This window comes from Bradyrhizobium sp. B025, from assembly GCF_042257955.1.
Taxonomy (GTDB): Bacteria; Pseudomonadota; Alphaproteobacteria; order Rhizobiales; family Xanthobacteraceae; genus Bradyrhizobium; species Bradyrhizobium diazoefficiens.
Genome location: NZ_CP170150.1, coordinates 4,939,182 through 4,952,928, shown reverse-complemented (window position 1 = coordinate 4,952,928; position 13,747 = coordinate 4,939,182). Strand labels below are relative to the sequence as shown.

The following is a 13,747-nucleotide window of genomic DNA, read 5'->3' as shown; positions in this document are numbered from 1 at the left end:
CTCGTTGTCCAAAAATCATCCACCCCGGGCGCGTCCCATCGGCGGCCCGGGCGCGCCCTGTTTCGCCCATCGTGCCGCCACATGCAAGCAACCCCGGCGGGCTGCGTTTTGTTGAGGCAGGGCAGGAGGTTCAGGGCGAGGGCCGCAACTTTACGTGAAACGGCCTCAGTTGCGACGCAATGGAACGGTCATTAAAATGTCGAATCTGCGCTTCCCAAGGACGCATCTTCAAGGAACAGACATGATGCACCTTTTCCGGACTTCGCTCGGTGTGATGGCGCTCGCGGCGGCCGCTTGTGGCCCCGGCGGCGGGGCGCTGGCCGCCAACGGTCCGTTCCTCGCGCATCAGGCGCTCTATGACCTCAGCCTCGTCAAATCGCGTTCCAATTCGGTCAACAGCGCGCGCGGCCGCATCCTCTACAATTTCACCGGAAGCTCCTGCGAGGGCTACACCTCCGAATTCCGCCAGGTCTCCGAGCTCGACAGCGGCGAGGGCAAGATCACGCTCAGCGACCTCCGCTCCAACTCCTGGGAGGACGCCGCGGGAAAAAGCTACCGTTTCAAGATCGAGACGCGGATGAACGAGGCCGACGCCGGACGGGTCGACGGATCGGCAGAGCGCGACGGCGACCACATCAACGTCAAGCTGAAGCTGCCGGCGCCGAAGAGCTTTACGCTCGACGGCAAGATCGTGTTCCCGACCGAGCAGATCCAGCGCATCATCGCCGCCGCCAAGGACGGCAAGTCGCTGCTCGAGCTGTCCGTCTATGACGGCTCCGACGACGGCCAGAAGGTCTACAACACGCTGACCGTGATCGGCCAGCCGATCCCCGCCGACCGTGCCTCCTCGACCGATCCGTCCACCACGGACGAGCACATGAAATCGCTCAAGCGCTGGCCCGTCACCGTCAGCTATTTCGACCGCGACGCCCAGCAGAAGGAAGGCGAGCAGACGCCGATCTATGCAATGGCATTCGAGCTCTATGAGAACGGCGTCTCGCGCCAGCTCGTGCTCGATTACAATGATTTCGTCATCTCGGGCGCGATGGGCAAGTTCGACGTCAAGGACAGCAAGCCCTGTAATTGAACGTCGATCGTCATTCCGGGGCTCGCGAAGCGAGAACTATGGTGCGCAATTGCGCACCTGAGAATCTCGAGATTCCGGGTTCGGTCCTGCGGACCGCCCCGGAAGGACGGCGAGAGTTGTTTGTCGGCTCTCACTCCGTGTCGTCATTGCGAGCGCAGCGAAGCAATCCAGAATCTCTCCGAGGAACGATTCTGGATTGCTTCGTCGCAAGAGCTCCTCGCAATGACGGGCTGGCCCTCAGCTCCCTCTCCCGCTACGCTCTCTCCCAACCACAAACCTCCGGGAGCCAGCTCCATGCCCAAGCTCGACCATCTCCGCCCCAGCGGCCTGCACCACAATCCGGCCTATTCCCACGTCGTCACCGCCACGGGCGCGCGGACGATCTACATCTCGGGCCAGGTCTCGACCGACGAGGAGGGGCGGATCGTCGGCGAGGGCGATATCGCCGCGCAGACGACGCAGGTGATGCAGAATCTCGGCCTGGCGCTGAAAGCTGCCGGCGCGAGCTACGCCAACATCGTCAAGATCACGACCTTCGTGGTGAACTACAAGCCGGAACTGCGCCCGATCATCGGCAAGGCCCGCTCCGCCTTCTTCGAAGGCATGGAGCCGCCGGCCTCCACCCTCGTCGGTGTCTCCGCGCTCGCCGCGCCGGAATGGCTGATCGAGATCGAGGCGGTGGCGGTCGCGGATTGAGGTGCGGACGGAATGACTTTGCAGAATTCCATTCGGATCGCTGCTGCCTTGATGAGCAGGAGCGATGGGCGCGTCCTGCTGGTCAGGAAGAAGGCTACCGAAAGCTTCATGCAGCCCGGAGGAAAGATCGAGATCGGCGAGCATCCGCAGGACGCGCTGAGGCGCGAATTGTCGGAGGAGCTCGGGATCGATATCGATCCGAGCGAGATGACCTATGTCGGGCGATACACTGCGCCTGCCGCGAATGAGCCGGGCCGGCAGGTCGATGCGGAAGTATTCCGCATCGACATTGCGCATCCGGTCGCTCCGGGAGCCGAGATCGAGGAGATTCTCTGGCTCGATCCGTCCACGCCCGGAGCTGTCAAACTCGCGCCTTTGACGCGGGACAACCTACTTCCGCTGTGTTCGTGAATCCCGTAGCCCGGATTGCGCTTCGCTCCACCCGGGCTACGAGTGCTTCGCTTTGGACATCTCCCGCAGAACGGCCATCGCCTCATCGGCCTGGTCGACAGCCACAAAGAGATGGTCGTGGTGGAAGGCCGAAACGGCATTCACGCTGATGCCGGCTTCGGCCAGTCGCGCCGTGATAGCCGCCAGAAAGCCCACCGCATCGAGTGCGGAGTGAACCGTCAGGGTGATCGGGCGCGATGCAAACGCGTAGCGTAAGCCTGATGCCTCGGCTTCTTCGCGTGGGATCACCAGCGTCGTTCCTTCCTGCTCGCGGAACGTCAGCAGTGGGTTGACCGCTGCGGGAATGGGCTCGTTGGGCGGGATCGTGCAAAACACGAAGGCGCCGGGCTGCATCTCCGGCTTCATGTTTTTCAACAGCACGCTGAGGTCGCGTTCGCCTGTCACGGTGCCAGCTCCTGGGCGGGCGGGATCGTTTGAGCCCTTGCGAAGCTATCGGCGCCGGAAGCCGTTGGAGTCACGGTCAACATACCTTTGTATATCTCTTGCAATCCTTCTCATACGCTGACCTTACGCTGGTACAATTGAGCGACGGCGGGAGATTCTTACAATTTGAGTCCACTCGGGTCACTGCGAGGAAGCTCAAATGAACGTCATCATTCGAAAGCTCAACGGCCTGTGGCACCTCGTCGTCGGGTCTTGTCAGATCCGAACTCCGTTCCTGGAGACTCAGGATCGGCAGTTGGTCGTTCAGTATGCCCGGCGTGTCTATCCGGGTGCGCGGATCTTCGAACGCGACTGAATTGAGCAGGACTAGATCACTCCTGCTGTCCTGTTTCGGGACCATCATACGCGATGCCACGAATGACGGCGGAGTTGCCGAACTTCTTGCGCAGACTGTCCACCGCGCGCTCGGCGTGGGCGGCGCGGCGGTCGAGCATGTCGGTGTCGTCGGCGGGCGAGCCTTCGCGCAGCGCGCTGACGCCGGCGCCCATCAGGCGGAAGGCGGTGCCGTCGATTTCCTTGGCCAGCATCTCGCGGCAGATCGAAAAGATCTTTGCGGCGAGCTGCGTTGGCGCTGCGATCGACTGCGAGCGCGTGCGCTGGCGGAAGTCGGCGGTCTTCAGCTTCAGCGTGACGGTCGAGCCGGCAAGCTCGCTGCTCTTCAGCCGCGACGACGTCTTCTCGCAGAGGCGCCAGAGAATCTTCTCCAGCGTCGCGAAATCGCGGATGTCGGTCTCGAAGGTGGTTTCGCTGGAAATCGTCTTGGCGCCCCGATCGGGCTCGACGCGGCGGTCGTCGATGCCGCGGGCAAGCCGCCACAGCCGACGGCCGTCGCTCGGAAATTGCCGCATCATCTCGATCTCGTCGGCTTTCTGAAGATCGGCGATGATGCGGAAGCCGCGCTGCACCAGGCGTTCCTGCGTCGCAGGACCGACGCCGAAGATGAAGCCGACCGGCCTCGAAGCCAGCATCAAACGCGCTTCCTCCTGATCGAGTGCGGCAAAGCCGCGCGGCTTGTCGAGGTCGGAGGCGATCTTGGCCAGGAACTTGTTGCAGGAGAGGCCGACCGAGACGCTGATGCCGATGTCGCGTTCGACGTTGCGGGCAAACCGCGCCAGCACCTTGGCCGGGATCATGCCGTGGACCCGCTCGGTGCCGGAGAGATCGAGGAAGGCCTCGTCGATCGAGAGCGGCTCGACCAGCGGCGTCAGCGCCTGCATGGCCTGGCGTACCTCGCGGCCGACGCGGACGTATTTCGCCATGTCGGGGCGGATCACGGTCGCGTGCGGGCAGGCCTCCAGCGCCTTGAACATCGGCATCGCCGAGCGCACGCCATAGGTGCGCGCGATGTAGCAGGCGGCCGACACCACGCCGCGCTTGCCCCCGCCTATGATGACGGGCTTGTCGGCGATGTCAGGATTGTCGCGCTTCTCGACTGTCGCATAGAAGGCGTCGCAGTCGATATGGGCGATGGTCAGGCTCGAGAGCAAGCAGTGGCGGACGAGGCGAGGGGAACCGCAAGCCGAGCAGCGCCGCACGCCCATATCCAGATCGACCAGGCAATCCCGGCAGAAGCAGCGGGGCCCGGCCGGGTCGGAGACGGTCACGGCACGTCGCGCTCCCAGGTCCGGTCGCCGAGCGCGTCGCCCAGCACCTGCCGCGCCGCGGCAACGTTGGTCGGATGCAGCTCCGAGGCCGTGGCAAAGGCCTTCACGGTCGCGTCATCGCGCAGCACGAAATCGAGTACGCTGAGGAGGAAATTGGGGTCCGAGGCGGCGTTCCGAAGGGTCTCCGGGCCGACACCTGTCTCGGCCAGGAACAGGCCCAGCCGCTCGGGCTCGCCCGCGACAAAGGACAATGCCTGAATCGCAACGATTTCAGCGACTTCGCGGGGGTTGTGAACAGGCTTTTTCAAGGGCCCAGTTTGCCTTTCCGTTAACTTTCAGTGTCTACTTTGGAATATGCCCGAGTCTCGCGCCTGAGTCTTGCGACGCCCGACAAGCAACTGGAAACCACATCGCAGAAAGTGGCCCCTCGGGTTTAACGAAACTAGAGCGAATCTGAGGCTAGTTTGAATCCAGTTTTCGAAGCGCCGGGGAGCGGCGCCTGAGGCGTCACATGTATCGGGCTTCGTGCCAATCAGGAGGACGGGATGGCTAAGACCGTCCTGATCGTGGAAGACAACGAGCTCAACATGAAGCTCTTCCGCGACCTGTTGGAGGCGCACGGTTACCAGACCACGGGCACCAGCAACGGCTACGAGGCGCTGGATCTCGTTCGGAAGATGCGGCCCGACCTCGTGCTGATGGATATCCAATTGCCGCAGGTCTCGGGCCTGGAGGTGACGCGCTGGATCAAGGACGATCCGGAGTTGCGCTCCATTCCCGTCGTCGCGGTCACGGCCTTCGCGATGAAGGGCGACGAAGAGCGCATCCGCGAGGGCGGCTGCGAAGCCTATTTGTCCAAGCCGATCTCGGTCGGCAAGTTCATTGAGACGGTCCGGCGTTTTATCGGATAGGAAGTGAGTTCAAAGTGTCCGCGCGTATCCTGGTTGTCGATGACGTTCCTGCCAACGTCAAACTCCTCGAGGCCCGGCTTTCCGCCGAATATTTCGACGTGATGACCGCCTCGAACGGCACCGAGGCGCTGGCGATCTCCCGCCGCGCCGAATGCGACATCATCCTGCTCGACGTGATGATGCCCGACATGGACGGCTTCGAGGTCTGCCGCCGTCTGAAGACCGATCCGGCGACGCACCACATCCCCGTCGTGATGGTGACGGCGCTCGACAGCCCGTCCGACCGCAACCGCGGGCTGGAAGCGGGCGCCGACGATTTCCTGACCAAACCCGTCTCCGACGTCGTGCTGATCGCACGCGTGCGCTCGCTGACGCGGCTGAAGATGATGACCGACGAGCTGCGCATGCGCGCCATCACCTCGCTCGAGATCGGCATGCAGGCGCCGGAGCGCACTGCGGTCGCCGACACCGGCAAGGGCGGCCGCATCCTCCTGGTCGACGACCGCCAGTCCTCCTATGAGCGGCTGGCGAGCCTGCTCGCCGCCGAGCACACCGTCGATGTCGAGCCGAACCCGACCGAAGCGCTGTTCCACGCCGCCGAGGGCAATTACGACCTACTGATCGTCTCGCTCGACCTCAACAATTTCGATGGCCTCAGGCTCTGCAGCCAGGCGCGCTCGCTGGAGCGCACGCGCCATGTGCCGATCCTGGCGATCGCGGACCCCGAGAACTCGACGCGGCTGCTCCGCGGCCTCGAGATCGGCGTCAACGACTATTTGCTGCGACCGATCGACAAGACCGAGCTGCTGGCGCGCGCCCGCACCCAGATCCGTCGCCGCCGCTACACCGATCATCTGCGCGACAACGTGCAGAACTCGATCGAGATGGCGATCACCGACGCGCTCACCGGCCTGCACAATCGCCGCTACATGGAGAGCCATCTGGCGACGTTGGCCGAGCAGGCGGCGACCCGCGGCAAGCCGCTCGCGCTGATGATCCTGGACATCGACTATTTCAAGTCGATCAACGACAATTACGGCCACGATGCCGGCGACGACGTGCTTCGCGAATTCGCGGTGCGCGTGCGCAAGTCGATCCGCGGCATTGACCTGGCCTGCCGCTATGGCGGCGAGGAGTTCGTCATCGTGATGCCGGAGACCGATCTCCACGTCGCCGGCATGGTCGCCGAGCGCCTGCGCCGCTCGATCGCGGGCGAGCCGTTCGCGATCCACAAGGGCACCAAGCGCATCGAGGTCACGATCTCGATCGGCCTCACAACGCTGGAGCAGAAGGGCGAGGCGGTCGCCGACGTCCTCAAGCGCGCCGACACTGCGCTGTATCGCGCCAAGCACGACGGCCGCAATCGCGTGGTCTCGCAGGCGGCGTGAGGGCGGCTCGCACAAAAGTTGTGAAAACAACCCCATGCACAGTAGCCGGCGCTGGTCGGATCAAGGGCTTACGCGGGTAGCAAACAGGCTTGCGCCGGCAGCGGCGCCATTTGACCCGTCGGGCAAAACAGGGGTATGTTGGTAGGATCGCGACGCCCCTGCAAACTTCGCTGTCATTCCCCGCGAAAGCGGGGAATCCAGTACGCCGCGGCCTCTCGGTTCAATCACAACCGCCTCTGGAATACTGGATCACCCGCCTTCGCGGGTGATGACACCTGACGATACGGGGACAGCGGCTATTTCGCGCGCTTGCGCTCCCCCACATCCACCCCCGCATTCCGCAGCAGCACCTTCGCCGCTTCCTTCGCGGCGCGCGCCATCGCGGGGTCGTCGCGGACGAGGTCCTGGGCGATCGAGCCGTCGACCAGCAGCACGAGCTGCGTTGCCAGCGCGTCCGCATTCGCAACGCCGAGCTCGTTGAGCCGCTCGCGAAACCAGACGCGGCGGCTTTCCTTGAAGGCGACCGCGATCTTCCTCACCGCGCGGTCCTTTGGGCCGAGCTCGGCCACCGCATTCACGAACGGGCAGCCGCGAAAATCCTTCGCCGCAAAACGGCGCTCCAGCGAATCGAAGGTGGCGAGGATCTGCTCGGCCGGCGGCTTGTCGGAGGGGCGCGGAGCTACGAAACGGCGCTCGAGGTAAGCCGCGATCAGCGCGTCCTTGGAGGGGAAGTGGTTGTACAGCGTGCGCTTGGAGATGCCGATCTCGGCCGCGATGGTGTCGACGCCGATGGCGCGAATGCCTTGCAGATAGAACAGCTTGTCGGCGGTCTCGAGGATCCGCTCCTTCATCGTCTGTGGGGTCGTCGGGGGAGCCATGCAGCAGCGCGCGTCCTGTTCGCTTGACAGCGTGCACCTTTTCATAGCCTAAGTACACAGGTCTGTGTAACCAAAATCAACTGATATTGCAGACGTTGGCGCTCGCGCCGCGCCCGCGAGGGAGAAGAAACATGCCCCTGTTGCAGGTCCTGCGGCCGACATTGCCCATCCTGATCGGCGCCTCGATCATGCTGACTCTGAGCATGGGGTTGCGGCAGAGCCTCGGCATCTTCATGCAGCCGCTGACTCACGACATCCACATTTCGATCTCGGATTTCACGCTGGCGCTCGCCGTGCAGAACCTCGCCTGGGGCTTTCTCCAGCCGCTCGCCGGCGCGATGACGGTGCGCTACGGCTTCCGCCCGATCATGATCGTCGGCTCGCTGATGTACATCGCAGGCCTCATTCTGATGGCGACCGCGGGCGGGCTCGTCAGCATCATGATCGGCGCCGGCGTGCTGATCGGCACCTCGCTCGCCTGCACCGCGGCGGCGATCGCGATGTCGGTGGCCGCGCGCGCTGTGCCCGAGACCGTCCGGTCCACCGTGCTCGGCATCGTCTCCGGCGCGGGCTCGCTCGGCGCGCTGCTGTCCGCGCCGATCGGGCAGTTGCTCAACGAAGGCTTTGGCTGGCGCATCGGGCTCGCCGGCTTCGTCATCATGTCGGTGCTGATGATCCCTGCGGCCTGGTATGCGGGGCGTGTCGACAAGGTCCCGCTGCCGAAGCCGGCCGCCGACGATATCGGCGACGCCACGGCCGCATCGGTGGCGACGGCCGCGTTCGGCAACGCCTCCTTCGCGGTGATGACCTGCGCCTATCTCGTCTGCGGCATGCAGCTCGTGTTTCTCACGACGCACCTGCCGTCCTACCTCGCGATCTGCGGCCTCGATCCGATGCTGAGCGCGCAGACGCTCGGCATGATCGGCGGCTTCAACGTGCTGGGCTCGCTGTTCTTCGGCTGGGCCGGCCAGCGCTGGAATAAGCTCGCGCTGTTAGGGGGCATCTACATCCTGCGCTCGCTGGCGCTCGCCTGGTACTTCATGCTGCCGGCGACGTCGTTCTCGACGCTGCTGTTCGGCGCCATCATGGGCTTCCTGTGGATGGGTGTAGGGCCGCTGGTGGCAGGCGCGGTCGCCGAGATGTTCGGCCTGCGCTGGCAGGCGATGATCCAGGGCCTCGCCTTCATGAGCCACCAGATCGGCAGCTTCCTCGGCGCCTACGGCGGAGGGGTGCTCTACGACGCGCTCGGCTCCTACACCATGGCCTGGCGCATCGGCGTCGCGTTGGGGCTGGCCGGCGGCATCGTGCAGGTCGCATTCGCGCTGATCCGGCCGTCGCAGCCGCCAGCGCCGGTGTTGCGGACGGCCTAGCCAGGGAGTCGTGAGCGTCAGGGCGATTGCTGCTTAACGGAGACGTCGCCGCCAGTCGCTCGGTGTCACGCCGGCGAGCTTTCTGAACGCCGCGGCAAAGGCGGTTTGGGAGGCGTACCCGAGCGCCGCTGCGATCGAGACGACCGAATCGTCAGTATCGCGCAGCATGTTCATGGCTTGCTCGAGTCGGTACTGGCGGAGCCAGGCATGCGGCGAGAGCCCTGTGCTTTCCTTGAAGGCACGACAGAAATGGAAGCGTGACAGGCCGGCATCCGAAGCAAGCATCGCGAGAGAGACATCGGAATCGCTCTCCGAGCGCAGGCGATCGATCGCGCGGCGGAGGGCTGTTGGCGACAGCCCGCCGATCAGTGCCTGGATCGCGGTAGGCGAACCGACGTGCGCGGCCAAGATGCGGGTGGCCAGGAGATCTGTCAGTTGATGTCTGAACAAGGCATCCAGGGCCGCATTGCCGTCCAGTGCATCCGCTGCACTCAGCAGCAGGCGGGATGTGATGGGATCGGGATGCCCCGTTCGCTCCATGAGGTCGCCAGGTGCAGCCGCGCGGGCTTCCCGGGCGACACGATCGAGCGTCGTGTGGGGGAGGTAGAGCTGAACGACATTGATGTCCCCGGCAATGTCCCATCGGGCGCTTGAGCCCGCCGGGATGATCGTCACCACGCCGGAACGGGCCGTTCCGATCGCGACCGACTTGCCGGCGCGCCGCTCAAGTCGCTGCACGCCGCACGGGTAAGTCATGACGACATGATTGGCCATGGGTTCAACGACGTCATGCAGGGCGCCATGTTTCCAATGGGCGATGGCGCCGCCCAACGGATCGGAGGCCATACGAATTGGCGCGGTCTTGAGCACCCGCGCCATCTCCACATCGGCCGGGCGGAGCTCGGGAACCGGAACGTCCCTCGGGTGCGCCGCCGGCGAGAACAGAGCCGCCAAGGGATCGTGCAAGATGGTCTTGTTCATGGGCTTGTGCTCGACATTGTCGTGCGCCGTCCTTTCCGATGGCGAACAAGCTAAGCCCGGCCGTCGCGAATGGCCCGTCATGCGTTGTGAAATGTTGTTAGGAGGCGTCAGTCCTTCGCCCTTGGTAGTGTGAGGACTGCACGGCAATTTCCCGACCGTTGGCCTGACGCGGGACCTTGGCCTAAAATGTGGTCCGGAGCATGGGCACAATGCGACGGTTCCAATGACGACGCACGGCAAGGAAGTCCTGTCGTTCGGGCCGTTTCGCCTGACTGCAAGCGAACGGTTGCTCACCAAAGACGGAGTTCCCGTCGACTTGGGCGCACGCGCCTACGAAATTTTGACCGCTCTTGTCTCCACGCCGAACGAAGTCATCAGCAAGAAAGACCTTCTGTCGCTGGTCTGGCCCAACGTCACGGTCGAAGAGGGCAGCCTGCGCGGTCAAATGGCCAGCCTGCGCAAGATGCTCGGCGACGGAAAAGACGGCGCGCGATACATAACGACCGTGGCCGGTCGAGGCTACTGCTTCGTAGCGCCAGTCTCACGGTCGCTCGGGGAGCCCGAGGCGGCATCAGCTGCCGCTGAGAGCTTTCGAAACGCAAACCTGCCCGTCCGTCCCGCAGGATTGATCGACCGGGAAGATGATCTGCAAAGGGTCGCCGCCCAACTGGAAGTGGCGCGCTTCGTCACGGTGGTCGGCCTCGGAGGCGTCGGCAAGACCACGCTCGCGACCGCGCTCGGGCACCATCTGATTGAGGCATTCGGCGGCGCGGTGCTGTTTGTCGATCTGAGCATGTTGAGCGATTCACGGCTGGTGACGAGTACCGTCGCATCCATGCTGGGACTATCGGTGCGATCGGACGACGCTACGCCGAACCTGATCGCCTATCTTCGGGACAAGCGGGTCCTGTTGATCCTCGACACCTGCGAACATCTGATCGAGTCGGTAGCGACCTTCGCGTCGTGCGTCTTCAGAGAGACCCCGCAAGTCCACATACTCGCGACCAGCAGAGAAGCGCTACAGGTTGATGGGGAGCAGATCTATCGACTGGAGCCGTTGGCATGCCCGCCAGACGACGCGATGCCAACGGCGGCAATTGCGCGATCGTTCCCAGCCACGCAGCTGTTCGTCGAACGCGCAGCGGCGAGCGGCGCCCGGTTGGATCTCGACGATGCAGACGCGCCAATCGTGGTCGGTATCTGCCGGAAGCTGGACGGCGTGGCATTGGCCATAGAGCTGGCAGCAAGGCGCGTCGAGGCCTATGGATTGCGCGATACGGCGGCACTGCTCGACCAGCGCTTGACCTTGTTGTGGCTGGGTTCGCGCACCGCGCCGCCGCGTCATAAGACTTTGCAGGCAACATTGGACTGGAGCTACCGGTTGCTTTCCGGCGTCGAGCGGCTGGTACTTCGCCGGCTGGCCGTGTTCGTCGGACATTTCACGCTGGACGCAATGCTCGCGGTGGTCACAAGCGTCAACGTCGACCAGACCGCCGTCCTTGGCGCGATCGACAGCCTCATTGCCAAGTCGATGGTTACGACCCGCCCGATCGGAGCCATGATGCGCTATCGGCTGCTTGATACGACGCGCACTTACATTCTCGGGACGGAAATCACCGATCCGGAGGCTGCCGATCTGGCCGTGCGCCACGCAAACTACTTTCGGCGCTGGTCGGAGCAGGCGGGAAGGGAATGGGCAGCGTTGTCGAGCGGCGCTGAAAGGGAGGCGCACCTTGCCGACCTCAACAATGTCCGGGCGGCGTTGGAATGGTGTTTTGGCGAGGGCGGCGATCCCGAAATCGGGATCAAGCTGGCGGCAGCCGCAGCGCCTGTCCTTTTGGCGATGTCGCTGTTGTCCGAATGCTATCGCTGGTCGCAGCACGCAATCGTCGCGCTGGAAGGCAGGACCCGCGGCGAACCGGAGGAGATGCAGCTCCAGGCAAACCTCGGGGTTGCGTCAATGCACATGAACGGGCCGAGCGACGCAGCGCGTGCGGCGTTGGACCGAAGCCTCGCGATTGCGGAGGCAGGCGGCAACGTGCTCAGCCAAGTTGGAATTCTCGGCACGCTGTCGATGTTCTGCACGCGCGACGGCGAATTCAAGACTGCGCTGGATCATGCAAGGCGCGCGCGGACGGTTGCCGGGGCCGCCGAGGACCCTCACGCGATGGCCCTGGCCCAATCGGCCGTGGGCAGGGCGCTCCACTTCATCGGTGAGCACGGCAGCGCCCGGTCGGAGCTCGAGGCTGCGCTCCAGCATTGGTCGCACGCCCAGCGGGCCTATCTTGGGTTCGATGACCGTATCCTGGTTGGCCTCGGCCTTGCGCGGGGCCTATGGGTGCAGGGGCATCCCACCAAGGCCGCGGTCCGCGCGCGCGAGACAATCAAAGACGCGGAATCCAGCACCAATCCCGCATCGCTTGCTGTCGCTCTTGCCTGGGCTCCGGACGTATTCGTCTGGAACGGCGATCTCGCAAGCGCCGAAGCACATGCTGACCGCCTGGTGGCGCATGCCCGGTCCCATTCCCTGGGCCCCTATCTTCATGTTGGCTACGGGTACAAAGGCATCCTCGCGATCCGTCGTGGCGATGCAAGGGGCGGCGTCGACACACTTCGCGGTTGCCTGAAGCACTGCCACGCGATGCACTACGAGGTGCGCAACACGGAGTTCAACATTCTCCTGGCGCAAGGGCTCCTCGCAATCGAACAGGTCGGCGAAGCCATAAGATTGGTCGACGACACGATCAGCCGGGCCGAGGAGAATGGAGATCTCTTCTTCATGCCAGAAGCGTTGCGTGTCAGGGGATGCGCCGTCCTGGCTATGCCGACCCGGGTTGACGATGCGGAACGCTGGTTCAAGCAGTCGCTCGAATTGAGCCGTCGCCAAGGCGCGCCCGCCTGGGAGTTACGCACCGCAATCGATCTGGCTGCGCTGTTGGCGGGTCGAGGGCAACCTGACGATGCCTGCGGGCTGTTAAGGCCCGTGTTCGAGCAATTCACGGAAGGCCTGGAGACGGCAGATCTGGCAGCTGCCGGCCGCCTGTTGGCGTCCCTGGTCGGCAGGACGAACTCGTGATGGAGACGGCCGTTGGCGCCGACTGCTGGCGCCAACGTTGGAATCGGACGGCTTCAACGTGGCGACCCGCGGCAAGCGCGGGCCGACATCCGGGGCTGAGTTCAAGCGGACGGGACTAGCGCGGACGCCCCGACCGCTTGAGTTCTGCGACCTTAAACCTGTTGCCGGCGGCCAGGCTGCTGCAGAACCAGTGGGCTCTGTTTCGATTCTCGCCCAGGAACACCTTCGTCTCGACGCAATTCTCGTAGGACGTATGGGTGATGGTGTCTCGGCACGTTGGCGAGAAAGGTCCATAATCTATGTTGCCGCCCGACTCGCTACAGCCAATCCAGGGCTCCTTGCCGTGTGGGAAACTTGATGCACAGCCCCCGTTGCAGCTGCTGGCGACTTTCTCCAGGCTGGCAATCCTCCCCATCACTGAACCCGGTGCATACGAAGGCGTCCGTGCGGTTGACGATGACGTTTGAACGGTTGACGCAGTCCGGCGCGATGATGCCCCGGTGTTTGCCGCCCGCTGCGGCGCCGGTGGCTTCGTCAATTGCTTCGGTGCATCGACCGTGACGGGGGGAAGTGTGGCGGCGGAGCCGGTCGGGATCTGCGACGCGGCGGGACCGCACACCAGGACGGTTGACAAGACAGCGACAGTTGAAGGCACGACAAGGCTTGATGACAATCTCATGACCATGTCCTTCCCAAATCCGGGACGGAAATGCCGTTCCGGTAAGTGCACGGTAACATACATTCCGGATCGGGCAACCGAGGGTTGAGCGGATGTCTGCCGGTGGCCCGCGGCCGAGATGGCAGCCATGCAGAACGCGGAATGCTCGCGCCGTCATTGCGA

General features: G+C 64.1%; 13 protein-coding genes. 8 read left to right on the top strand and 5 right to left on the bottom strand.

What is annotated here, in order from left to right:
* The first annotated feature begins 241 nt into the window (after positions 1-241).
* The 3 genes from ACE10W_RS22975 to ACE10W_RS22965 all read left to right on the top strand — a co-directional run bounded on the left by ACE10W_RS22975 (position 242) and on the right by ACE10W_RS22965 (position 2,194).
* Entirely contained in the window at positions 242-1,087 is an 846-nt protein-coding gene (locus ACE10W_RS22975) for a cell envelope integrity EipB family protein (RefSeq protein WP_028171560.1), read from the top strand.
* Positions 1,088-1,381: 294 nt separating this feature from the next.
* Positions 1,382-1,783 (top strand): RidA family protein, encoded by a 402-nt coding sequence (locus tag ACE10W_RS22970; RefSeq protein ID WP_028171561.1) that lies wholly within the window; start codon positions 1,382-1,384, stop codon positions 1,781-1,783.
* Between the two features lie 51 nt (positions 1,784-1,834).
* The gene (locus ACE10W_RS22965; protein WP_370204467.1) at positions 1,835-2,194 is read left to right on the top strand and encodes an NUDIX domain-containing protein; all 360 of its coding nucleotides are present in this window, start codon (positions 1,835-1,837) and stop codon (positions 2,192-2,194) included.
* A 36-nt stretch (positions 2,195-2,230) separates the two neighbouring features.
* On the opposite strand, the gene ACE10W_RS22960 is transcribed toward ACE10W_RS22965, so the two are convergent.
* Entirely contained in the window at positions 2,231-2,638 is a 408-nt protein-coding gene (locus tag ACE10W_RS22960) for an ACT domain-containing protein (protein WP_110116288.1), read from the bottom strand.
* Positions 2,639-2,837: 199 nt separating this feature from the next.
* Between ACE10W_RS22960 and ACE10W_RS22955 the strand changes: the two genes are divergently transcribed.
* Positions 2,838-2,993 (top strand): hypothetical protein, encoded by a 156-nt coding sequence (locus ACE10W_RS22955; RefSeq protein ID WP_165448163.1) that lies wholly within the window; start codon positions 2,838-2,840, stop codon positions 2,991-2,993.
* 16 nt (positions 2,994-3,009) lie between these two features.
* Here the strand turns inward: ACE10W_RS22955 and ACE10W_RS22950 are convergent, their stop codons facing one another.
* Positions 3,010-4,239, bottom strand: a complete 1,230-nt coding sequence (locus ACE10W_RS22950; RefSeq protein ID WP_375762773.1) for a DNA polymerase IV — start codon at positions 4,237-4,239, stop codon at positions 3,010-3,012.
* 59 nt (positions 4,240-4,298) lie between these two features.
* Positions 4,299-4,610 carry a DUF3572 domain-containing protein gene (locus tag ACE10W_RS22945; protein WP_011087883.1) on the bottom strand — a complete coding sequence of 104 codons (312 nt, stop codon included), beginning with the start codon at positions 4,608-4,610 and terminating at the stop codon, positions 4,299-4,301.
* 237 nt (positions 4,611-4,847) lie between these two features.
* On the opposite strand from ACE10W_RS22945, the gene ACE10W_RS22940 reads away from it, so the two are divergent.
* Positions 4,848-5,213, top strand: coding sequence for a response regulator (locus ACE10W_RS22940; RefSeq protein ID WP_007603272.1), 366 nt, complete (start codon positions 4,848-4,850; stop codon positions 5,211-5,213).
* Between the two features lie 14 nt (positions 5,214-5,227).
* A complete protein-coding gene (locus ACE10W_RS22935; protein WP_028171565.1) occupies positions 5,228-6,601 on the top strand; it encodes a PleD family two-component system response regulator in 1,374 nt (457 codons plus the stop codon).
* 296 nt (positions 6,602-6,897) lie between these two features.
* Here ACE10W_RS22935 and ACE10W_RS22930 read toward each other — a convergent pair whose 3' ends face one another.
* A complete protein-coding gene (locus ACE10W_RS22930) occupies positions 6,898-7,479 on the bottom strand; it encodes a TetR/AcrR family transcriptional regulator (RefSeq protein WP_038966373.1) in 582 nt (193 codons plus the stop codon).
* Positions 7,480-7,610: 131 nt separating this feature from the next.
* Between ACE10W_RS22930 and ACE10W_RS22925 the strand changes: the two genes are divergently transcribed.
* Positions 7,611-8,849, top strand: coding sequence for an MFS transporter (locus tag ACE10W_RS22925; protein ID WP_304568192.1), 1,239 nt, complete (start codon positions 7,611-7,613; stop codon positions 8,847-8,849).
* A gap of 33 nt (positions 8,850-8,882) precedes the next feature.
* Here ACE10W_RS22925 and ACE10W_RS22920 read toward each other — a convergent pair whose 3' ends face one another.
* Positions 8,883-9,830 (bottom strand): AraC family transcriptional regulator, encoded by a 948-nt coding sequence (locus ACE10W_RS22920; RefSeq protein ID WP_028171568.1) that lies wholly within the window; start codon positions 9,828-9,830, stop codon positions 8,883-8,885.
* A gap of 223 nt (positions 9,831-10,053) precedes the next feature.
* On the opposite strand from ACE10W_RS22920, the gene ACE10W_RS22915 reads away from it, so the two are divergent.
* Positions 10,054-12,906 carry a winged helix-turn-helix domain-containing protein gene (locus tag ACE10W_RS22915; protein ID WP_375762004.1) on the top strand — a complete coding sequence of 951 codons (2,853 nt, stop codon included), beginning with the start codon at positions 10,054-10,056 and terminating at the stop codon, positions 12,904-12,906.
* Positions 12,907-13,747: the final 841 nt, after the last annotated feature.